Origin of the sequence: Sporosarcina sp. FSL K6-2383 (genome assembly GCF_038618305.1) — a bacterium.
Taxonomy (GTDB): domain Bacteria; phylum Bacillota; class Bacilli; order Bacillales_A; family Planococcaceae; genus Sporosarcina.
In genome coordinates, this window is the sequence record NZ_CP152017.1 from 1,217,586 (window position 1) to 1,239,133 (window position 21,548).

A 21,548-nucleotide genomic window follows, 5' to 3' on the forward strand; every position below is an offset into this window, starting at 1 on the left:
TGACAATTATGAGTATTCCACAACTCCAAATTCAAACAACACCAGGCATACTCAGCCTACAAACAACAAAACCAATCCAGGAAATCGAGCAGCCAAAAGCAACGCTGAACCAACAACAACCTGCTGCAATTTTAGAAATCTCAACAACGAGATCGCAACTGTCCGTTGATACAACCGAAGCGCGTGCTGAAATCGACTTGAAAAGTGTCTTTAGACGTTCAGAAGAATACGTTCAACTGGGTAGACAAGGTGCAATGGAAGGTATTGGAAGACGAGCGCAAGAAGGACAAGAAATGCTGCGCATCGAAAATGGAGGCAACATATTTGCCGAACTAAGTAAACGAAATGGCACACCACCTCCAGCGCAACTTGGAATCAGATTCATCGGTAACAAGTCTGGTATCCAAATGTCCATTCAACCAGGGACGACCGATATAAGATTCACACCGCAAAAAGCCATCAACGATGTACAAATCAATAAACCCTTCCACCAGTACACACCGGGGAAAGTGACAGGTGTCATGGAGCAATATCCATCTATTCAGATTGACGTCAAATGGTGAACACACTCGTGGGTGCTAGGTCACTGAAACCATTCGCGTCCTTCCGCGAATTGTAGCAGTGCCTAGTTCCCGCATAGTTAGACCGGCCACCCGCCGGTCTTTTGTTATTACTAAAACAATGCTATTCTAACAATAAGAACAATAAAATGAGGAGTGACCTATATGCAAATCCAAACAAAATTTCACGGCGAACTCACCATCCAACCTGACCAAATATGGAACCTTCCAAAAGGATTGCCAGGCTTCGAGAACGAAAATCAATTCACGCTACTACCAATTGAAGGGAATGGCATATTCCAAGTCTTACAATCTACTCAAACACCAACTACAGCATTTATCGTCGCGAACCCATACACGCTAGTCGATGATTATAGCTTTGACGTCGATGAACCAACCGTTAATCTACTAAGCATCGAAAGTGAACAAGACGTCTTTATACTCAGCGTCATCTCACTCAAAGATCCATTCGAATCATCAACCATCAACTTACAAGCACCACTTATTTTCCAATCAATTACAAAAAAGGCAAGACAAATGATCTTGAACGACAACAAATACTCATTACGTCATCCAATCGGTACACTAACGGCCGAAAAAGGGGGCAACTAACATGCTTGTACTTTCAAGAAAAGTGAACGAAACCATCAAAATCGGTGACGACATCGAAATTCGTATACTTGAAGTAAAAGGGGATACCATACGTATCGGTGTTGATGCACCGAAATCTGTTGATATCCTACGAGGGGAGTTGGTGCTCTCTATTTCTGAAACGAATACAGAGGCAACAGCACTTGATAGCTCATTATTTTCACAACTAACAAAGAAAAAATAAAAACTTTTAAAGAAAAGCTAAACACTTACACGTCCCATCCGATATAACTATTGTAAGCGGCAGTAAGGCGTTCGGCCGGCACTTTACTCCGCGAGCAACAACCAAAAATTAGGTTCACATGGATGTGAACCACATACACTCAAGGAGGAAATTAAACATGAGAATTAATCACAACATCGCAGCACTTAACACACACCGTCAGTTAACTACGAACAACAATTCAGCTTCTAAAAACTTGGAGAAACTATCTTCAGGTCTTAAAATCAACCGTGCAGGAGACGACGCAGCAGGTCTTGCAATTTCTGAAAAAATGCGTAACCAAATCCGCGGTATGGAGCAAGCTTCTACAAACGCACAAGACGGAATTTCACTTATACAAACAGCTGAAGGTGCATTGAACGAAACACACGCAATGCTACAACGTATGGCTGAGTTGTATACAAAAGCAGGTAACGAAACACTCACAGCAGAGGATAACGATAAAATTCAAGCTGAAATTACACAATTAACAGAACAAATTGGCGATATTGCATCACAAACTAAATTTAACACAAAAGAGCTTCTATCTTCGGGCGCTGCTACTGCTACTCCTACACTTACGTTCCAAGTTGGAGCTAATGAAGGAGAAACTATTAAACTCGATCTTAAGAGTGCTTCAGTTAACGGTTTAGGACTAAATGGTTTACAAACATTGGTTAGTGGTAATGCAGGAGCAACAGCTAATCTAACTATAGTTCAGGAAGCTATCAATACAGTATCTGAAATTCGTTCAAACCTAGGGGCAGTTCAAAACCGTCTTGAGCACACAATCAACAACCTTGGAGCTTCTACAGAAAACCTAACGGCTGCAGAATCACGTATCCGTGACGTTGATATGGCGAAAGAAATGATGGAGTTCACGAAGAACAACATCCTTACTCAAGCAGCACAAGCAATGTTGGCTCAAGCAAATCAGCAGCCACAAGGCGTTTTACAACTTCTTCGTTAATAGTAAAAACAAAAACACGGTCCGCGAAAGCGACCGTGTTTTTGTTTTGTTATGAATATAAACAAATCCTGAAAAATGCACAAAATCTATGAAAAGGATAGTTAATTTTCAATAATAAAATACATTTCCCTTGTTGCAATAATATCTCATCAACTACCATTGGAATCTTTCACTTTTTAGCCGATATAAAGAGTATGAATATGATACGCTTAGATTACTAGATTATTGGAGGTATGTAGCTGTGAAGTTAACTTTTCAAGAACAGCAAATTGAATTTGACATGACTCCGTCTCCGGACGAAGTCGTTGCGAAAATAAATGAACTATTGAAAGAAAATTATTATTTTAGTCATTTTATTGCGGATGGAACCGAGATTTATGAGGAGCATGAAGATTATTTAATTGTTAACGTTGACCGGATCGAAAAATTAGAGATAATCGCGAAAACGGAGAAGGAATTTTTAAATGATATACTTCTTTCGGCAGAAGCATATTTGAAGCGTGCTAAGCCCGAAATTGTATTGCTTCCAGAGGGATTTTATTCGAACCCATCATCTGAAGTGAAAACGAAATTTGGACAACTTATGGAAGGACTTCAGTGGTTAGATGAAATGTTGGCAGTCATCGACGAGAGTAATGAGCGTCCAGTAGATTGGGACAAGTGTATGGAGCTATCTGAGTCAATGAAAACTGAAATTGTGAGTCTTTCTGAAGCTGTAGAAAATAGTGATAACGTGCTCATCGCCGATATCATTCAATACGAGTTTATTCCGATATTTGAATCGTTGGAAATTGAAATCGGTAAAATCATAGATGCTGTGGGAACCCGCCATAATCTTAGTTGATAATCAAATATATTAAAATCTTAAAATGACGATTCTATTTTGAAGAAATGTGGTGTCAGAAATATGTTGCAGGATAAAACGATATTAGTAACTGGTGGAACTGGCTCTTTCGGTAAGAAATTCATCGGTAAAATATTAGAGGGAAATGTGAAAAAAGTAATCGTCTTCAGCCGTGATGAACTAAAACAATATGAAATGGCACAGGAATTCAAAGACTCACGCCTGCGTTTCTTTATAGGAGATGTACGGGATAAGGAGCGGCTTAGTCGCGCATTCGATGGTGTAGACATTGTCATCCATGCAGCTGCGATGAAACATGTTGAAGCATGCGAGTACAATCCATTTGAAGCCGTAAAAACGAATATTTATGGGGCTCAAAATATTATTGAAGTCGCAATTGACCGGGGTGTGGAAAAAGTCATTGCACTAAGTACCGATAAAGCAGCCGCGCCAGTCAATCTTTATGGTGCAACAAAACTAGCATCTGATAAACTTTTTGTTGCAGCTAACTCTTATGTGGGAGAGAAACATACCAAGTTCTCCGTCGTGCGTTATGGGAATGTCGTTGGCAGCCGCGGTAGTGTTATTCCGTTCTTTGCTAAGATGAAGGAGACGGGTAGACTTCCGGTTACAGATGAACGGATGACTCGTTTTTGGATTACACTCGATAAAGGTGTAGAATTTGTTCTCGATAACTTAGAAAGAATGCAAGGTGGAGAAATTTTTGTGCCTAAAATTCCAAGTATGAATATTATGGATCTGGCGAAAGCATTTGGATCCGAATGTGAAATTGATATTGTAGGAATTCGTCCAGGGGAAAAATTACATGAAGTGATGATCACATTGGACGATGCAAGGCATACGGTTGAATTTGACGATTATTATACAATTGTTCCGGAATTTTCTTGGTGGGGTAGTAAAGTACAAACAGGTGATAAAGTCTCGGAAGGATTTGTCTATTCAAGTGAAACAAATACTGCATGGTTGACGGTGAGCGAATTAAAGAAAATGATTGAGGAGCAATCGGTATGATTATAGTCTTTGTTTGAACTATATGTGGTAATTCACTACAAATGTAAAAAGGGATAGGTTACTCTTGCTACGTCGGCTTTTGTTACTTAAGAGACTACGAAGTATTTGCTTATCTTACGAGAAAAAACAATAGAAGACTAAGTATAGTGGAAGCGACGATAATAAGGTACGTACATAAGTGTATATAATTCAATTGCATCCAATAAATACAGTGCTACTTCACTAATAGACTGTGTGCGAGATGCTAACGCGGTACTTCTTGTGACGGAATGGGAGGAGTTTATAGAAGCCGACTGGACCACAATTCATAAACTAGTAAAGGAACAAATTATTTTCGATGGTCGGAATGCCTGATGGACATATATCGGCATCGGAAAAGATAGGAGCGTTGCCTATGGTTTCCAGGAAAATTGAACAGCTAAGCAGTAAAAATGGGCTCCCTATTTTGCAAGTAGAGCATGAAGGAAGAAAATTATTTATTCATAGCAAATACGATCCTGTAAAAGAAGCAGAGCAAATTTTGAGTAAATATGAAGGGCAAATTGATCAGTTCAATCACTTCTTGTTTTATGGTGTTGGTTTGGGCTATCATGTGAAATCATTTATGGAGCGCTATCCAGATAAAATTGTATCTACATATGAGCCAATTGTGGAAGTTGCGGAGGCATGTACTGCTGCGATGGCAGATACAAAACTACCGATTTCTAAGTTGAAATATGCTTTTGTGGAAAATGAATCGGAAGATATGGAGCGCCATCTATATACCCTTTCGAATCATTTGTCACAAAACGTTTTATTAATTGTTCTTCCAACGTATCAGAGTTTCCTAAAAGAAGATGTACTACGTTTTATTGGGAAGTTTAAAGAAATTGTCGAAGAAAAGAAAATAACATTACATACAAATGATTTTTTCTCGAAAAGATGGACCATTAATTCACTTATGAATTTACCATCGACATTTGAAAATCCTAATTTTCTTTTGGAACACAAAGACACTTTTCGTGATAAACCTGTCATTCTTGTAGCGGCTGGCCCTTCGTTAAACGAAGAAATGGATAATTTACGTACAATCAAAGAACAAGGAACAGCCTATATTTTTGCAGTTGGCTCAGCCAATAAAGCACTTATTGCTCAGGGAATACACCCCGACGCAGTATTCACATATGACCCGCAATCGCATAACTATACCGTGTTCCAACCGATTATTGACGAAGGGATTCAAACGATTCCACTGATTTATGGAACAAGTGTCGGTTTTGAAACCATTGAGCGTTACCCAGGCCCGAAATTTCATTTCTTGACAGCACAAGACACAATTACTCAATTGTTCCATGAAACAGTGCTTCCAGTCATCAAGGATGCCTATTCCATTGCGATTGTAACACTAGAACTACTTTATCATTTACAAGTGAGAAAAATCATTCTTGTCGGTCAAAACTTTGCATTCAAGAATGATTTATTCTATTCAGAAGAAATCGCAAGATATGATAAAGAGTTAAAAACCCTTTCAGACGCCAGTGTGCAAAAAGATGATTTGAAATACTCATTTACTGTTCCTGATATCCACGGCAATGAAGTTTTAACCAATAAAAAATTCAACAATATGAGAGAACTTATGGAGAAATATATTGTGCAAAATCCGCAAATTCCTGTCGTTAACACAACGAGGGGGGGAGCTGCTATCGCAGGTACAACTTATCACTCACTCACTCAACTGATGGCACAAGAGTTGACAGAATCAATTGTAACAAAAGGTTGGTATGAGCAAGGACAATCGCTACCAATATCGATGCAGACTATAAAAGAACTGAAAAGGTTGCAACAAGATATAGCTACTTATATAAAGCAGAATGAAGATTTATTTGAACATTTTTCAGATATTGAGAAATCTATCGACAAACTAAATAGAGATCAGATTCACAAACGTCTTGCGAAATTAGACGAATTGATGCGGAAACTAACAGCAAACACTGTCTATGAGCGTATCATTTATCCAATTACCCGAAACCTCTTTGAACGATTAGGAAACGAAGTCGAAATTATGCGGGACATGGAACCGACAAAAGAAAAACTTGTGAAGATCGTTAATCTGTTTGCACAGTATTTGCATAGTTGTCGTGAAGTTTACAAAGAAGTAGCGCTAATTATTCAGACAGTAGTTTGTCCAGCATTTATACACGAAGTTGATAAAAAAGAATGGGTTGCTACAAGTGGAATGTTTGAATATAAAGGTGAGTGGGAGAAACAAAATTCTCCAAAAGAACAAATGCCAGCTGATTTAACGGAAGACGAGAAAGGAGAATGGCATGAAAGAAAACGACTTGAAGATAAAATCGATTTTCCGATTTCAAGTATAAGAACAACTGAAAAAAATGCTTCATTCACCTTCCGTTTTAGTGGAACTTCGCTAACTTTGTATGGAACGAATCATGCAAAAGGAATATTAAAGCTAAGGGTAATTATCGACAACAAGATTACGAATCTCACAATGAAAGATGGTATAGATGAAAAGCTATATGGTTCATTTATATACCAAGAGTTATTCCAGACTACTCATTTAAAAGATGGTCTACATATTGTTACTTTAGAATTGTTATCTGACAATGTCGATTTTTCATTTCAAGGTATTGAAATTGATAAAAGCGGTCGAGCTTATCATATCGATGAAGTCACAACTACTGCTGAACTTGTGATAGGCAAACGGATACGTTGTCATTACAAAGCAACGTATAATACAGTGGGTGAATTTTCTGGATTTGGCGAAGAGTCGGAATCATTCTTATCAGTTGAAGCATCTGCTAATCCTGATGGGGATTTTTATTTTATTATGGTGGACGAGGTAGACGGGGAGAAGAAGCTGATTGCGGATCGTTGCCTACAAAATTATATATCATGGGAAGTATTGAGGAAAGAAGAGGTTCTTAATAGCAAGAGAAAAACACAGTTAAACGTCGGAATGGTTGGAACAATCAGTTTGATGTCTGGTGGAAGCTTATCAGTAGATGATGTAAAGAATGATTGGGACGAATTTATTGGAAAGGGTCAAAAATCTTTCTATTTGGATCAATTGGTTTGGTTAAAAGAGGAGCTGGGTTGTCACCCTGTAACTAGGGTTTCTCATATTTTGGTTAGAGGAAATTATGAAGAGTATGACGAATATAATTTCAAATCATTGGCAACGGCAACGAATATAGTTGAGAATATCGGGTTTTTGCCAATGGTAATGATAAAAAGGTGAAGAATATATGAAAAAAATAATGATACTTGGTGATTCGTTATCCTTACCAAGACCTGAAAATTTCCATACATTTGACCCCTTTGAAAGTTTGTCTTTAGGTGTTGAATTTGATGAAACTTATCCTTACTTATTACAAAAAAACTTAAGTGATTATTATGTTATCAACCGAAGTGTAAGAGCTTCAACGATAAAACAAATCTATAATCGGGATCGGTCAGATCATATATTTTTAACAAAGCCAGATGTTGTTATTGTCCATGTTGGAATTGTTGATTTATGGCCTAGAGTAGAATTAAACGGGCGTAGCTATTTAAGTGAAACTGAATTTGCAACTTATTATATTAAGTTACTCAGTGAGGCAGATATTCTTACATCTACAAGAGTTATTTGTATAGGTATTGCGCCAACTTCGTTGAAGATGAGTAGTAAATATCCGGGTGTACAGGACGCTATAGAAAAATTCAATGAAATAATAAAAAGTATATGCTCATTAAAAGAAGAATATTCATTCATAGACTTATCCAACGTATTTACTGTTGAACATTCAGAAGAACTATTAATGAAAGATGGACATCACTTAAATCCAAAAGGTAATAAAATAATCGCTCAAAAGCTAATCGAGATGTTAGAAGATAGCGAAGAAAGAAGCCCTCAAGTTGAAAAAAACGTTTCTACTAACCTAATGACACTCCATATTAAAGATATGTTTGTTAACCAGTCATACTTTTTTGATATAGATTGTATTAAGCATCATGAAAAAGTAATAATTTATGGTGCGGGCGAACTTGGTAAATCTATTTATCGACGTTTGTTAGAACGAAAAATAGTGGTAGAAGCATTTATTGATCAAAATCAAGCGGGAAAGTTTTTAGGAGTACCAATTATTCCGATTGATGTTATAGATAAATCTAAGTTATTAAATCTAGATAAAGTAATTATTGCATCGTACCAATTTAGAGATGAAATGTTTGAAGAATTAAATAAACGTGGAATTGGACAGGGAAAAACACTGACTTATTCAAATCAAATAACAGTCTCAATAAAAAAAATGTATGAAATGATTGAGGTATGTAAATATGAATCTGAATAAATATAAAGTTTTGGTAACAGGGGCAGATGGTTTTATAGGTTCCCATTTAACTGAAGAACTCGTTCGACAAGGTTATAAGGTCCGTGCATTCGTCTATTATAATTCCTTCAACTCCTGGGGGTGGTTGGACCAATCATCCTCTGAAATTAAGCAAAACCTAGATGTTTTCGCGGGGGATATTCGTGATCCACATGGTGTGAAAGAAGCAATGAAAGGATGCACACACGTCCTTAACCTAGCTGCTCTCATTGCTATACCTTATTCATATCACTCACCTGACACATATGTTGACACGAATATTAAAGGAACTTTAAATGTCGTTCAAGCAGCACGGGAGTTAGGAATCGAAAAAGTTGTTCATACATCTACGAGTGAAGTCTATGGTACAGCGCAATATGTCCCTATCGATGAGGATCATCCGCTTCAAGGACAGTCTCCTTATTCAGCAACAAAAATAGCAGCAGATCAAATGGCGCTATCGTTCTATCGTTCATTTGATACACCAGTGTCAATCATACGCCCGTTTAATACATACGGCCCACGTCAATCGGCACGTGCAGTCATTCCGACAATCATTGGTCAATTAGCAGCTGGAAGGTCAACTATCAAGTTAGGTGCAATTAGTCCAACGCGTGATTTTAACTATGTAAAAGACACAGTGAATGGCTTTATTTCTGTAATGAATAGTGATAAATCTGTTGGAGAAGTTATAAATATCGGATCTAACTATGAAGTGTCAATTGGCGAAACAGCAGAAATGATTGCGGATATTATGAATGTCAATTTAACAATTGAAACAGACGAACAGCGTCTCCGTCCAGATAAAAGTGAAGTAGAGCGTCTGTGGGCTGACAATCAAAAGGCGAAAGACTTACTTGGTTGGACACCTGATTATGGTGGAAAAGAAGGCTTTAGGCATGGTCTAGAAGAAACAATTGAATGGTTTACAAATTCCCGAAATCTAGCCTCCTATAAAACGGATGTGTATAACATATGAATGAGCAATGGATTACCTTTGCGAATAGCATAAAAGAGATATATCAAAAAGATTTTGTTCCACTTCATGAACCGACTTTCGATGAAACTGAAATTGACTATGTAACAGATTGTATAAAGTCAGGCTGGGTTTCTTCAGTAGGAAAATATGTGGATCGTTTTGAGCAGGAGTTAGCGGAGTTTACAGGTGTGAAGCGTGTAGTTGCTGTTGTCAATGGTACTGCAGCGCTTCAGATAGCTTTAAAAGTCGCGGGGGTACAAGCAGGAGATGAAGTGTTTATGCCTTCTCTAACGTTTGTTGCAACAGCTAATGCGGCTTCATATTTGCAGGCTGTCCCACATTTTGTAGATGTAAGTGAAAAAACACTTGGACTAGATCCGATAAAACTTGAAGAGCATATTAAGGATATTGGAGAAGTGAAAAGCGGACAATTGACGAATAAGCACACAGGTAGAATTATCCGGGCAGTCGTACCAATGCATACATTTGGTCATCCAGTTGACCTTGATCCTTTAATTGAAGTATGTGAGCGTTATAATCTTGTGCTTGCCGAAGATGCTGCTGAATCACTTGGTTCTTATTATAAAGGAAAGCACACAGGTGGTTTTGGGCGTGTGAGTGCGCTCAGTTTCAATGGTAATAAAATTATGACAACAGGCGGCGGCGGAGCCATTTTAACGAATGATGATAAACTCGCCGATTATGCGAAACATATTACGACAACAGCGAAAGTTCCACATCGCTGGGCATATGAGCATGATGAAATTGGTTATAATTATAGAATGCCAAATATTAATGCAGCACTTGGTTGTGCACAATTACGAAAAATTCGGGAGTTCATTGAACAAAAGAGGGAGATTACTTCTATATATGAAGAAATGATTGAAAAATTGGATGGAGTTAGGTTTGTAAAAGAGCCAGCCAATTCGACAAGTAATTATTGGCTACAAACAATCCGAATAGGTTCAATTCATGATCGTGATACTGTTTTGGATTTTTTAAACGACAATGGTGTGATGTCACGCCCGATTTGGACGCCGATGCATGAATTAGAGCCATTCAAAAATATGCCAAAAGATGATTTGTCTACAACAAATCGCCTGAAACGAACTTTGATAAATCTCCCGAGTACACCAATGAAAGTGAAGTGATTTCTTTGCGCCGTAAAATATGTGTCGTTACAGGTACAAGAGCGGAGTATGGATTGCTGTATTGGTTGATGAAAGAAATACAGCAAGATGTTGAGCTTGAATTGCAGTTAGTCGTTACCGGTATGCATCTTTCGCCCGAATTTGGTTTAACATATAAGCAAATTGAAGAAGATGGATTTATCATTGATGAAAAAGTAGAAATGTTATTATCAGGAGACACGCCTTCAGCAATTGCAAAATCAATTGGACTTGGAACAATTGGGTTTGCGGATACTTTCACAAGATTACAGCCCGATATATTGGTTTTACTTGGTGATCGTTTTGAAGCACTCTCTGCTGCACAAACAGCTGTGATTCATCGGATACCTATTGCACATCTACATGGCGGTGAACTAACAGAAGGGCTCATTGATGAACCGATCCGTCATTCACTCACAAAAATGTCTCATCTTCATTTTACGGCAGCAGAACCATATAGAAAACGAGTTATCCAGATGGGGGAGCAGCCAGATCGAGTATTTAATGTAGGGGCAACAGGTATTGACGGAATAAAAAAGACTACATTATTAAGTAAAGAAGAACTGTCTGAGTCTTTACAATTTGAACTTGAGCGCTATTTCTTGATTACCTTACATCCAACTACATTAGAAAATCAAACTGGTCTTAAACATGTGGAATTGTTACTAAAAGTTTTAGATGAATATGAAGACTATCAGCTTATATTTACAAAAACCAATGCAGATACAGAAGGCAGAGTTATTAATGAAAGAATAGAAGCTTATGTAGGAGCAAATCCAACGCGTGCAAGATTATATGACTCGTTGGGACAAGTTCGCTATTTAAGTGCATTAAAACATTGCAAAGTTGTTATAGGAAACTCATCTAGTGGATTAATAGAGGCTCCAGTCTTTCATAAGCCTACAATAAATATTGGAGATCGGCAGCGTGGTCGATTAAAAGCTATTTCTGTGATTGACAGTCGGTTTGAATATCAAGAGATTGTGGAAACTATTAATAAAGCTATTTCTTCAGACTTTAAATTATCTATTGAAAATATGGAACTACCGTATGGTGAAGGTGAAACGGCTAAAAAAATCTATTCTATACTTAAAGAAGTTAATTTGAAGAATTTGGTAAAAAAAGTGTTTTTTGATATTGAGGACATAAAATGAAAATAATTTTTATAGGATGTGTCGAATCTAGTCTTAAATTTCTTGAAGCTACTTATCATAATACCAATGCTGAAATTATAGGTATTGTAACAAAGACACAATCAACATTTAATTCAGATCACATATCACTAGCTGATTTTGCAAAAGAAAATAATATTGATTGGATTGACTATAAGACGAATGACGAAATGGAAGGGTGGATAAGTCAGAAAGAACCTGATTTGATTTATTGTTTTGGTTGGTCACATATCTTACCTATATCTATTCTTGGGATTCCAAAGTATGGAGCAATAGGATATCACCCTGCTTTATTGCCGGCTAATCGTGGTAGACATCCGATTATTTGGGCTCTTGTTCTTGGTTTAGAGACGACAGGATCTACTTTTTTTTGTTTAACTGAAGAAGCAGATGCTGGCGATATTTTGAATCAACAAATCGTTACTATCAAAAAAAATGATGATGCTAGAACTCTCTATAATCGCCTTCTAACAGTTGGAGAAAATCAAGTTGTAGAACTGACAAATGCATATCTGGGTAATACTATTCAATCTATAAATCAAGATGATAAAACAGCAAACACTTGGAGAAAGCGAACAAAAAAAGATGGTCTTATTGATTGGCGTATGACAACCGATTCGATATTGCGCCTTGTGAGGGCTTTAACAAAACCATATGTGGGTGCACATGCAGTTTATCAGGAGAATGATTATATTATTTGGAAAGCTGAAACAGTAAATTCGGATTTAACAAAAATTAAAAATATTGAACCCGGTAAAGTGATTGAAACGAGTGGACAAACATTTACTGTGAAAACTGGAGATACTCTTATTAAAATTACAGAACATGAATGGTCGACTATACCACAAGTAGGAGAATATTTATGAAAAAAAGTATCGTAATCGTTACCCCCCATCCTGACGATGAAACATTGGGATGCGGCGGAACAATCTTGAGACATCGATCAGCTGGTGATGATGTGTACTGGCTTATTGTTACAAAAATGAATGAAAAGAGTTATTCTAAGGAACGTGTGCAAAAAAGAAAGAGTGAGATTGAGGAAGTGGCTAATAAATACGGATTCACAAAAATATTTCAGCTACCTTATGAAGCAGCAAAACTAGACGAAGTCCCGGCAAGTGAGCTGGTATCTGAAATCGGAAATGTATTTGCGGATATCGAACCGAATATCGTTTATGCTCCTTACAGGAATGATATACATAGTGACCATAAAGTAGTTTTTGATGCCACGATGTCATGTACGAAATGGTTTCGCTACCCAAGCATTGAAAAAGTACTAGTATATGAAACCTTGTCAGAAACCGATTTTATAATGAATACAGATGCCAATGGTTTTCGACCAACTACTTTTATTAATATAAGCAGCTTTTTAGATGAAAAATTAGAGATTATGAAAATATACGAGTCTGAGATTGCACCACACCCATTTCCACGTAGTGAAGAAGCCATAAGGGCTTTGGCAACCTTACGGGGAGCAGCAGCAGGGGCAAGGGCCGCTGAAGCATTTATGCTTGTAAAGGAGCGTGTTTTATAATGAGGGCTTATATCATCGCTGAAGCAGGTGTGAATCATAATGGCTCTTTACAAATGGCAAAGGAGCTTGTGGATGTTGCAAAACAGGCCGGCGCAGATGCGGTGAAATTCCAGACGTTTAAGGCAGAGAATCTAGTCACGCGCTCTGCACTGCAAGCCGAATATCAGGTTCAGAATCTTGGTGAATCGACTTCTCAATTCGATATGCTAAAAAAATTAGAGCTGTCCTTTGAAGAATTCAATGAGTTGAAAAATTATTGTGCTTCAATACATATTGAATTTTTATCGACACCATTTGATTTTGAAAGTGTCGATTTTTTACTAGATGAAATTGGAATGTCCACAATAAAAATACCTTCGGGTGAATTAACAAATAGCCCATTTATTCATTATATCGCGACAAAGCGTAAGCCCATTATTTTGTCTACGGGAATGGCGACAATGGACGACATTCATGAAGCACTGTCATTCATTGCATATGGACTAGCCTATCCAAAGAACGAAGTTGAGATTGATGCGGTTATAGCATTTTATCAGACAGAAGAAGCGAGGTTGCTTTTAAGGGAATATATAACAGTTTTGCATTGCACGACGGAATATCCTGCCCCATTTGAAACGATTAATTTAAGGGCAATGAATGAAATGGAAAAAGAACTTCAATTACCGATTGGTTTTTCTGATCATTCGGAAGGAATTGCTGTTTCGTTGGCCTCCGTGACACTTGGTGCAGCTGTCATTGAGAAGCATTTCACGCTAGACCGTAATTTGCCGGGTCCAGATCACCGTGCTTCATTAGAGCCCAGAGAACTAGAAGAAATGGTTAATGGTATTCGGGCTATTGAGCATTCACTTGGTAATGGCCATAAAGTTCCGACTCGAATTGAATTAGAAAATCGACAAGCCGCAAGAAAGAGCATTGTCGCGAAAATCCCAATTATAGCGGGAGAAAAAATGACAGAAGCCCATTTGGCAATCAAACGCCCGGGGAATGGGATGCCACCAACAGCCTATTGGTCACTCATTGATAAAGTAGCTAAGAAAACGTATGAAATGGATGAGTTGCTAGATGAATAAGCCAGTGATTATTATTGGGAATGGTGGACACGCCTCGGTTTTAGTAGAAATACTAATAGCTCAGCAGAGGGAAATTATTGGTTACACAGCACCACGAGAAGGAACTGATTTATTTAGTTTGCCATACTTGAGGACGGATGATGTGATAACCAACTACAATCCAGAAGAAATTGACCTTGTATTGGGATTAGGGACAATAAATATATCTTCTCAACGCAAATTGATTTTTGAAGAGTATAAAGCGCGTGGATTTACGTTCGCTAATGTCATCCATTCAATGGCGATTGTATCTCCATCTGCACGAATTGGACAAGGCGTTCAAATTATGGCTGGTGCAATTATTCAAACAAATGTAGTGTTACAGGACAATGTAATTATAAATACAGGTTCGATTATTGATCATGGCAGTACGATTGGTAGCCATGCACATCTTGCTCCTGGAACGACACTTTCCGGCGGTGTTTCAATTGGGGGTAGTTGTCATATTGGAACAGGGGCATCTATTATCCAGGGGATTGCAGTAGGAAATGAAACGTTAATTGGCGCTGGTTCTGTGGTTGTCACGGACATTGAAAGTAATAAGAAAGCTTTTGGAGTTCCGGCAAAGGAGGTTTGAACGATGAAAAGTTGGAAAGAGGTTCTAGTCAGTCCAGAAACGACAATTTTACAAGCTATGAAGCTGATTGACAAAACGACTATGCAGTTCGCCGCTGTTGTAGATGATGAGATGCACTTACAAGGAACTGTAACCGATGGAGATATTCGACGTGGAATTTTAAAGGGTCTTCCACTTGAAAGCCCAATCAGTGATGTGATGAATAGTGCTCCATATAGTGAACAAGAGGGAAAGAAATATATTCACTACAAAAAAAGAATGCGAGAGCGAAAATTAAAGCAACTACCAATCGTATCAAGTGACAACATATTGCAAAGGATATTATTTTCGGATGAACTTGAGTTAGCGATTAAGAAAGAGAATAAAGTCGTATTAATGGTAGGTGGGATTGGAACAAGATTGCGTCCACTAACAGAAACGATACCTAAACCGATGCTAAATGTTGGCAACAAGCCCATTCTAGAAACAATCATTGAAAGTTTCAAAAGCTATGGATATACTAATTTTATTTTATCTGTCAATTATAAAAAAGATATGATTATGGATTATTTTCAGGATGGTGCCCATCTTGGGGTAAACATTGATTATATAGAAGAAACGAAAAGACTTGGTACTGCCGGAGCATTATCATTATTGTCTGAAAAGCCAACTGAGCCTTTCTTTGTGATGAACGGAGATTTATTAACAAAAATTAATTTTGAACAATTGCTTGATTTTCATAATGAAACGGATTCCGCTGCAACGATGTGTGTGCGCGAGTATGAATATCAAATCCCATACGGTGTCATTGAAACGGAAAACCATCAGTTGCTATCGATTGTAGAAAAGCCAGTACATAAAAGCTTTGTGAATGCGGGTATATATGTGTTAAATCCTGATGCATTGGATCAGATACCGAAAGGTGAATTTTATGATATGCCGGAGTTATATAAAAAATTGATGATTGAAAAAGAAAAGGTTTCTGCATTTCCATTGAGGGAATATTGGCTAGACATCGGTCGATTAGATGACTATGAGAAGGCAAATGGTGATTATAAGGAGACTTTCAATGATTGAGAATAAAAAGGTTCTTGCAATCATTCCGGCTCGTGGTGGCTCTAAAGGAGTACCGAGGAAAAATATAAGGAATCTTGCAGGTAAACCGTTAATTAGTTGGACGATTGAAGAAGCGAAGAAATCGAAGTATATTGATCGGTTAATATTGTCTTCTGAAGACGATGAGATTATTAAAATTGCAAAAGAGCATGGTTGTGAAGTCCCATTTGTTCGTCCTAATGAATTAGCGCAAGATGATACCCCTGGAATAGAGCCTCTTCTCCATGCATTAAAGGAGGTTGAAGGATGTGACTATGTTATTTCACTACAACCGACATCACCTTTGCGCACTGCAGATGAGATAGATGGTTGTATTGAAAAAATGCTAGCAACGAATTCACCAGCTTGTGTCAGTGTTACGGAGCCTACACACTCTCCTTATTGGATGTATAAAGTAAATGATAAGGAAAAAATGATACCACTTATCGAACAGGATAGGTTTGCGATAAGGCGTCAAGACTTGCAGGCAGTTTATGCTTTGAACGGTGCGGTGTATGTAGCGGAAGTGGATTGGTTAAAGCAAAGTAAATCTTTTTTAACAGAGGAAACCGCAGCTTTTATTATGCCTAATAATCGATCATATGATATTGATACTGAAGAGGATTTTTTGTGGTGTGAGTACTTATTAAAGAAGTCCAGTGAACGCTAAGAAGAAAGAGGCTGACATTATGAAAAAAATTGCTATTATAGGTGCTGGTCAGTTAGGGAGCAGGCATCTTCAAGCTTTAGCACTCCATGAATCAGAACTGAACATCTATATCGTCGATCCGTTAGAAGAATCTTTAAATCGAAGTAGGGATAGATTTTTAGAAGTAGATTATTATCACAATAAGCAATTATCTTTCATTCATTCAGTAAAAGACCTACCGGCGGTTCTTGACTTTGTCGTTATTGCGACAAACTCGTTGCAAAGGTTGGCGGTATTGAAGGAGCTTCTTGATAATTCGAAAGTTCATTATTTATTATTGGAGAAATTTTTATTTCCAAAGATAGAAGAGTATGAAGAAGCCATGAAGTTGATAGAAGAGAAAAAAGTGAAAGCTTATGTGAATTGTGCAAGAAGAATGTGGCAAAGCTATCAAGAACTTAAAAATAAGTTTATTAATGAGCCAAATATCAAATTGAGTGTAATGGGATCAAACTGGAACTTAGCAAGTAATGCGATTCACTTTCTTGACCTGTTTTTCTTTGTAACGAATGATAAGACGATAGCTATAGACTCATCAAAATTGGATAACGAACTCATTAAAAATAAGAGATTAGGTTACATTGAGCTTACGGGGACATTAACGGGCCATACAATCGGTGGTAATGAATTTACTCTGACCTCATCAACACTATTAGAAAATGTGACAGTAGAGATTACGATAGAGTCCGATAATCAGCATTGTGTAATCAAAGAAGGTTTTCAAGAAATACATTGTAATGGTGAGATTGAAAAGTTTGAAATGTTTCATCAAAGTGAGCTAACACATAAAGTGTTCGAACAGTTGATTGAAACAGAAACGTGTGACCTAGTAACCTTTGAAAGGTCAGTGCAAGATCACTTGTTACTGTTGAATGCTTTCAATGGTTTCTTGAATGGATGGAAAGGGGTTATTACCTAATGTACGTTTTACTTGTTGGAGCAGGGAATATGGCTGCTGAGTATGTAAAAGTATTGGATAAATTTAATGTTGATTATTCAATGATTGGACGTAGTGAAGAAAGTGCAACAGCTTTTGAAAAGAGAACAGGAAAATTAGTTCTGACAGGTGGATTAGAGGTTGCATATGCTCGCTTGGTCGAACAGCCAACTCATGCGATTGTTGCAACAACATTAGAAAGTTTGGAGGAAAATACACTTTATCTACTTGAAAAAGGTGTTAAACAAATCCTTGTTGAAAAACCGGGTGCTTTAAGTAATGAGGGAATGAATAAAATCATGCAGTCGGCGGATAAGCATGGAGCGAATGTTTACATCGCGTATAATAGGCGTTTTTACGCATCGGTGATGGCAGCCAGTAAGTTAATTAAAGAAGATGGCGGCTTGACATCATTTTTATTCGAATTTACAGAGTGGAGTCACATCGTAGGTGGTTTGAATAAAACACCGACTCAGCTGGATAACTGGTTTATTGGAAATTCTACTCACGTTGTTGATCTAGCATTTTTCTTTGGTGGAAAACCAAAAGAAATCAGTAGTTATACTACTAGTACCTTAGAGTGGCATCCGAAAGGTAGTATCTATGCAGGGGCAGGTGTGACAGAAAAGAAAATATTTTTTTCCTATCATGCAAATTGGCAGGCGCCGGGGAGTTGGAAACTGGAGTTGTTAACAAATATGAATAGATATATATTCAGACCGTTGGAAGAATTACATGTACAGAAAATTGGTTCTGCTACAATTGAAAATGTGGAGATTGAGGATAGATTAGATGTTCAGTATAAGCCTGGCCTTTATGAACAAACAGCAGCCTTTTTATTTCAAACAGAGTTATCAGACAGATTGTTGAGAGTTAAAGAAGCGCTGATGCTGATGCATATATATGAGCGGATGAACGACAAGGGTTCTGAAATGACACTATCGTCAAGAAACTAAGTTTATAAAAAAGAATAGTTTCATTTTAGTATTTTTCTTTTCAGTCGATAATAAGGAAGAATAGACAACCGAATAGCATGAATCATCTAGTTGGAAAATTATGATTGTGAACTATTCTTATACTTAGATTGGAGAGATAAAAATGTCAAATATAGAAAGGTTTATAGCTTGGGGGTACGGTTCTGCGTATTTAAATTTCATAAAAGAATTTCCGATAATGAAAAATTTTTTTAGAGAATTTGTGGATAGGGACTATTCGAGTAAAAGTGTTGAAAATTTTGAGGTATTGACTTCGCCATCAATATTAAATGAATGTAATCCCAATAAAACAATGATTGTAGTATTTAGTCAGTTCTATGAAGAAATAAAAAAAGATCCAATCCTAAGTTCATATGACAACATTATTACAGTATGGGATATCTATGGAAACCCTGACTATTACATAAGTTTATTATTAGAGATACAAAGAAATCTATTATTAAAAGAGAATACAAAATATAATACTCAAGAATTGAATGGAACTTTAGTTGAAGAATTAAACAAGTTTACTGAGAAAAGTATTCCCATTGGAGATTTAATGAAAACTGAAATAAATCATTTTTGTTCATTTTTGTCGAATTCCAATAATAGTAAGTTGTACGAAGTTTTACTCCCCGAAAAAATAAAGCTCGCTTTAATTGGAAATGGGGATATATTGGTATCATCATTAATGTATAAAAGATATGATCAGATTCAATTGATGGATGAAGTTGCAAAAGAACTAGGCTCTGAAAAAGTTACAAGATTAATGTTTTATGATGATTATGTTAGTACAGGAAGTCCAGGCAATGAAAAAAGGATTATCGAATTTAACATAGAGAACTATTATAGAAATAATCGCTTATGGAACGAAATAATTTTATCTGTATTCAAGAGATTTGGATATCAATTTTCAGATGGGATCATATTGTGGTTAGCAAATCATATCGAATATGCAATTTCATTAATTTATTTATATGAAGATTTATTAGAGAATGTAAGTGTGAGAAAAAGTGTTTTTATTTTGGATTATTTTAGGGATGAATATATTTTGTCTATGCTCCTCAATTCTAGGAATATCATTACTTATTCTATGCAGCATGGATTTTATACAGTGAACAAAAATATTGGAGATATAGGATCTTGGAACGAAATTTACTATTTGCACTCACCATCGAAATATAGGTTAGTTTGGGGAGAAAAATGGAGAAATGCGCTACATAGTTGGGGAGTTGATAATCAAAAAATAAAAGTCGTAGGGAATTTGAAATATAAAAAAATCAGTAGATTTAACTATGAACTATGTCGCGAAAACAACTTATTAATTATATTAAATTTGGATGAAAAGACAAACGAATTATTAATGGAATCAGCTAGAGTACTGAAGAGAAATACAAGGGTCGAAAATATTTATATTAAACCTCATCCTGAAACAAAAGGGAATTTGAAAGAAATAAATGAATTCACCCTAATCGAAGAAGGCTTTGTTAGTGATATTACTAAAGATTTTAATATTGTCATTTCAGCAAAATCTACAACCTACTTCGAAGAACTAATGAGAAGTAAAATAGCTTTTATGTATGACTCTGATAAGTCGTTAAGTGATAACTCATTTTCAGTTTTTTCAAGTATTCAAGAATTTGAGGAAATAATTAGATGTTTTCAAGAGAGAAAAGACTATCGAGAAAAATATACTAACGCTGTTAATATGGAATTAAAGGAATCCTTTGCTGAAATAAACCTAACGTCATTAATCTAAAATCCTAGATTACTGAAACTGAGTTTTTAGCTGAATAGTCAAAAAAATGAAAAGGAAGTGTTGGTTGAATGACAATGAAGGGGATAATTTTAGCAGGGGGGCATGGGACAAGACTCCACCCACTAACAGCAACAATCTCAAAGCAAGCATTGCCTATCTATGATAAACCTATGATTTATTATTCGTTATCTGTTTTAATGTTAGCGGGTATAAAAGAAATATTAATAATCTCAACACCAAGAGATATTAGTTTATTTATGAACATGTTTTCTGATGGTAAAGAGTTGGGATTAAAGATTGAATATAAAATCCAAGAAAAACCAGAAGGATTACCACAGGCATTTATTTTAGGGGAAGATTTTATTGGTGAAGATGATGTAGCATTAATATTAGGAGATAATATTTTCTTTGGGCAGGGTATTTCAGAAATTTTGAAAGGGTCTATTTCAAATCTTAGTGGTGCTACAATATTCGGTTATCAGGTCAAGGACCCCGAACGTTTTGGTGTAGTGGAATTTGATAATAATAACAATGTTAAATCAATAATTGAGAAACCAACTAATCCTAGATCAAATTATGCTGTAACCGGATTATATTTCTATGAAAATGATGTGATTGAAAAGGCTAAAAGTCTGAACCATTCCTCAAGAGGGGAATTAGAAATTACAGATTTAAACAATTTGTTTCTAAAGGAAAATAGGCTGAAGGTTAAGTTATTAGGACGTGGATTTGCATGGCTTGACACGGGAACTTTTGAATCCTTATTAAATGCAGCACAATTCGTTGAAACGATAGAAGTTCGTCAAGGCTTTAAAATTGCTTGTATCGAAGAAATAGCATATAGAAAAGGATATATTGATAAAAATCAATTGCTGGAATTAGCTAATAAATATAGTAAATCTGATTACGGAAAATATTTATTAGATATTGCTAATGAAAAGAGGTAA

At 36.6% G+C, this 21,548-nt stretch carries 22 protein-coding genes; all 22 read left to right on the forward strand.

Annotated elements, in window-relative coordinates; all coding sequences use genetic code 11:
* The first annotated feature begins 8 nt into the window (after positions 1-8).
* A complete protein-coding gene (locus tag MKZ10_RS06100; RefSeq protein ID WP_342508824.1) occupies positions 9-563 on the forward strand; it encodes a DUF6470 family protein in 555 nt (184 codons plus the stop codon).
* Between the two features lie 162 nt (positions 564-725).
* On the forward strand, positions 726-1,172 hold the full coding sequence (locus tag MKZ10_RS06105; protein WP_342508825.1) for a flagellar assembly protein FliW: 447 nt from the start codon (positions 726-728) through the stop codon (positions 1,170-1,172).
* Position 1,173: 1 nt separating this feature from the next.
* Positions 1,174-1,395 (forward strand): carbon storage regulator CsrA, encoded by a 222-nt coding sequence (gene csrA, locus MKZ10_RS06110; RefSeq protein WP_342508827.1) that lies wholly within the window; start codon positions 1,174-1,176, stop codon positions 1,393-1,395.
* 157 nt (positions 1,396-1,552) lie between these two features.
* Positions 1,553-2,383 (forward strand): flagellin, encoded by an 831-nt coding sequence (locus tag MKZ10_RS06115; protein WP_342508828.1) that lies wholly within the window; start codon positions 1,553-1,555, stop codon positions 2,381-2,383.
* Between the two features lie 241 nt (positions 2,384-2,624).
* Positions 2,625-3,227 carry a hypothetical protein gene (locus tag MKZ10_RS06120; RefSeq protein ID WP_342508830.1) on the forward strand — a complete coding sequence of 201 codons (603 nt, stop codon included), beginning with the start codon at positions 2,625-2,627 and terminating at the stop codon, positions 3,225-3,227.
* Between the two features lie 63 nt (positions 3,228-3,290).
* Positions 3,291-4,259, forward strand: a complete 969-nt coding sequence (pseB, locus tag MKZ10_RS06125; protein ID WP_342508832.1) for a UDP-N-acetylglucosamine 4,6-dehydratase (inverting) — start codon at positions 3,291-3,293, stop codon at positions 4,257-4,259.
* Positions 4,260-4,451: 192 nt separating this feature from the next.
* Positions 4,452-4,613 (forward strand): UDP binding domain-containing protein, encoded by a 162-nt coding sequence (locus MKZ10_RS06130; RefSeq protein WP_342510048.1) that lies wholly within the window; start codon positions 4,452-4,454, stop codon positions 4,611-4,613.
* Positions 4,614-4,653: 40 nt separating this feature from the next.
* Entirely contained in the window at positions 4,654-7,497 is a 2,844-nt protein-coding gene (locus MKZ10_RS06135) for a 6-hydroxymethylpterin diphosphokinase MptE-like protein (RefSeq protein ID WP_342508834.1), read from the forward strand.
* A 7-nt stretch (positions 7,498-7,504) separates the two neighbouring features.
* On the forward strand, positions 7,505-8,587 hold the full coding sequence (locus MKZ10_RS06140) for a GDSL-type esterase/lipase family protein (RefSeq protein ID WP_342508836.1): 1,083 nt from the start codon (positions 7,505-7,507) through the stop codon (positions 8,585-8,587).
* Positions 8,574-9,584 carry an NAD-dependent 4,6-dehydratase LegB gene (locus MKZ10_RS06145; RefSeq protein WP_342508838.1) on the forward strand — a complete coding sequence of 337 codons (1,011 nt, stop codon included), beginning with the start codon at positions 8,574-8,576 and terminating at the stop codon, positions 9,582-9,584. Before MKZ10_RS06140 ends, MKZ10_RS06145 begins: the two co-directional genes overlap by 14 nt.
* On the forward strand, positions 9,581-10,735 hold the full coding sequence (locus MKZ10_RS06150; RefSeq protein WP_342508840.1) for a LegC family aminotransferase: 1,155 nt from the start codon (positions 9,581-9,583) through the stop codon (positions 10,733-10,735). The genes MKZ10_RS06145 and MKZ10_RS06150 overlap by 4 nt, the downstream gene beginning before the upstream one ends.
* On the forward strand, positions 10,732-11,907 hold the full coding sequence (neuC, locus tag MKZ10_RS06155) for a UDP-N-acetylglucosamine 2-epimerase (protein ID WP_342508842.1): 1,176 nt from the start codon (positions 10,732-10,734) through the stop codon (positions 11,905-11,907). The genes MKZ10_RS06150 and neuC overlap by 4 nt, the downstream gene beginning before the upstream one ends.
* A complete protein-coding gene (locus MKZ10_RS06160) occupies positions 11,904-12,791 on the forward strand; it encodes a formyltransferase family protein (protein WP_342508844.1) in 888 nt (295 codons plus the stop codon). Before neuC ends, MKZ10_RS06160 begins: the two co-directional genes overlap by 4 nt.
* Complete coding sequence (locus tag MKZ10_RS06165; RefSeq protein WP_342508846.1) at positions 12,788-13,459, forward strand: PIG-L family deacetylase; 672 nt, start codon at positions 12,788-12,790, stop codon at positions 13,457-13,459. Before MKZ10_RS06160 ends, MKZ10_RS06165 begins: the two co-directional genes overlap by 4 nt.
* Complete coding sequence (gene neuB / locus MKZ10_RS06170) at positions 13,459-14,532, forward strand: N-acetylneuraminate synthase (protein ID WP_342508848.1); 1,074 nt, start codon at positions 13,459-13,461, stop codon at positions 14,530-14,532. The genes MKZ10_RS06165 and neuB overlap by 1 nt, the downstream gene beginning before the upstream one ends.
* Positions 14,525-15,148: an acetyltransferase gene (locus tag MKZ10_RS06175; protein WP_342508849.1), complete on the forward strand. Its 624-nt coding sequence runs from the start codon at positions 14,525-14,527 to the stop codon at positions 15,146-15,148. The genes neuB and MKZ10_RS06175 overlap by 8 nt, the downstream gene beginning before the upstream one ends.
* A 3-nt stretch (positions 15,149-15,151) precedes the next feature.
* The gene (locus tag MKZ10_RS06180) at positions 15,152-16,204 is read left to right on the forward strand and encodes a nucleotidyltransferase family protein (protein ID WP_342508852.1); all 1,053 of its coding nucleotides are present in this window, start codon (positions 15,152-15,154) and stop codon (positions 16,202-16,204) included.
* Positions 16,197-16,892 (forward strand): acylneuraminate cytidylyltransferase family protein, encoded by a 696-nt coding sequence (locus MKZ10_RS06185; RefSeq protein WP_342508854.1) that lies wholly within the window; start codon positions 16,197-16,199, stop codon positions 16,890-16,892. The genes MKZ10_RS06180 and MKZ10_RS06185 overlap by 8 nt, the downstream gene beginning before the upstream one ends.
* Positions 16,893-16,911: 19 nt before the next feature.
* Positions 16,912-17,850, forward strand: a complete 939-nt coding sequence (locus tag MKZ10_RS06190) for a Gfo/Idh/MocA family oxidoreductase (protein WP_342508855.1) — start codon at positions 16,912-16,914, stop codon at positions 17,848-17,850.
* Complete coding sequence (locus MKZ10_RS06195; RefSeq protein WP_342508857.1) at positions 17,850-18,824, forward strand: Gfo/Idh/MocA family oxidoreductase; 975 nt, start codon at positions 17,850-17,852, stop codon at positions 18,822-18,824. Before MKZ10_RS06190 ends, MKZ10_RS06195 begins: the two co-directional genes overlap by 1 nt.
* Positions 18,825-18,966: 142 nt before the next feature.
* Positions 18,967-20,601, forward strand: coding sequence for a hypothetical protein (locus MKZ10_RS06200; protein ID WP_342508859.1), 1,635 nt, complete (start codon positions 18,967-18,969; stop codon positions 20,599-20,601).
* Positions 20,602-20,675: 74 nt separating this feature from the next.
* The gene (rfbA, locus tag MKZ10_RS06205; protein ID WP_342510050.1) at positions 20,676-21,548 is read left to right on the forward strand and encodes a glucose-1-phosphate thymidylyltransferase RfbA; all 873 of its coding nucleotides are present in this window, start codon (positions 20,676-20,678) and stop codon (positions 21,546-21,548) included.

Bases quoted from the DNA above. Each gene is read 5' to 3' on its own strand.
- MKZ10_RS06100 (WP_342508824.1), top strand. From the start codon at position 9: ATGAGTATTCCACAACTCCAAATTCAAACAACACCAGGCATACTCAGC.
- MKZ10_RS06105 (WP_342508825.1), top strand. From the start codon at position 726: ATGCAAATCCAAACAAAATTTCACGGCGAACTCACCATCCAACCTGAC.
- csrA (WP_342508827.1), top strand. From the start codon at position 1,174: ATGCTTGTACTTTCAAGAAAAGTGAACGAAACCATCAAAATCGGTGAC.
- MKZ10_RS06115 (WP_342508828.1), top strand. From the start codon at position 1,553: ATGAGAATTAATCACAACATCGCAGCACTTAACACACACCGTCAGTTA.
- pseB (WP_342508832.1), top strand. From the start codon at position 3,291: ATGTTGCAGGATAAAACGATATTAGTAACTGGTGGAACTGGCTCTTTC.
- MKZ10_RS06135 (WP_342508834.1), top strand. From the start codon at position 4,654: ATGGTTTCCAGGAAAATTGAACAGCTAAGCAGTAAAAATGGGCTCCCT.
- MKZ10_RS06140 (WP_342508836.1), top strand. From the start codon at position 7,505: ATGAAAAAAATAATGATACTTGGTGATTCGTTATCCTTACCAAGACCT.
- MKZ10_RS06145 (WP_342508838.1), top strand. From the start codon at position 8,574: ATGAATCTGAATAAATATAAAGTTTTGGTAACAGGGGCAGATGGTTTT.
- MKZ10_RS06150 (WP_342508840.1), top strand. From the start codon at position 9,581: ATGAATGAGCAATGGATTACCTTTGCGAATAGCATAAAAGAGATATAT.
- MKZ10_RS06160 (WP_342508844.1), top strand. From the start codon at position 11,904: ATGAAAATAATTTTTATAGGATGTGTCGAATCTAGTCTTAAATTTCTT.
- MKZ10_RS06165 (WP_342508846.1), top strand. From the start codon at position 12,788: ATGAAAAAAAGTATCGTAATCGTTACCCCCCATCCTGACGATGAAACA.
- neuB (WP_342508848.1), top strand. From the start codon at position 13,459: ATGAGGGCTTATATCATCGCTGAAGCAGGTGTGAATCATAATGGCTCT.
- MKZ10_RS06175 (WP_342508849.1), top strand. From the start codon at position 14,525: ATGAATAAGCCAGTGATTATTATTGGGAATGGTGGACACGCCTCGGTT.
- MKZ10_RS06180 (WP_342508852.1), top strand. From the start codon at position 15,152: ATGAAAAGTTGGAAAGAGGTTCTAGTCAGTCCAGAAACGACAATTTTA.
- MKZ10_RS06185 (WP_342508854.1), top strand. From the start codon at position 16,197: ATGATTGAGAATAAAAAGGTTCTTGCAATCATTCCGGCTCGTGGTGGC.
- MKZ10_RS06190 (WP_342508855.1), top strand. From the start codon at position 16,912: ATGAAAAAAATTGCTATTATAGGTGCTGGTCAGTTAGGGAGCAGGCAT.
- MKZ10_RS06195 (WP_342508857.1), top strand. From the start codon at position 17,850: ATGTACGTTTTACTTGTTGGAGCAGGGAATATGGCTGCTGAGTATGTA.
- MKZ10_RS06200 (WP_342508859.1), top strand. From the start codon at position 18,967: ATGTCAAATATAGAAAGGTTTATAGCTTGGGGGTACGGTTCTGCGTAT.
- rfbA (WP_342510050.1), top strand. From the start codon at position 20,676: ATGAAGGGGATAATTTTAGCAGGGGGGCATGGGACAAGACTCCACCCA.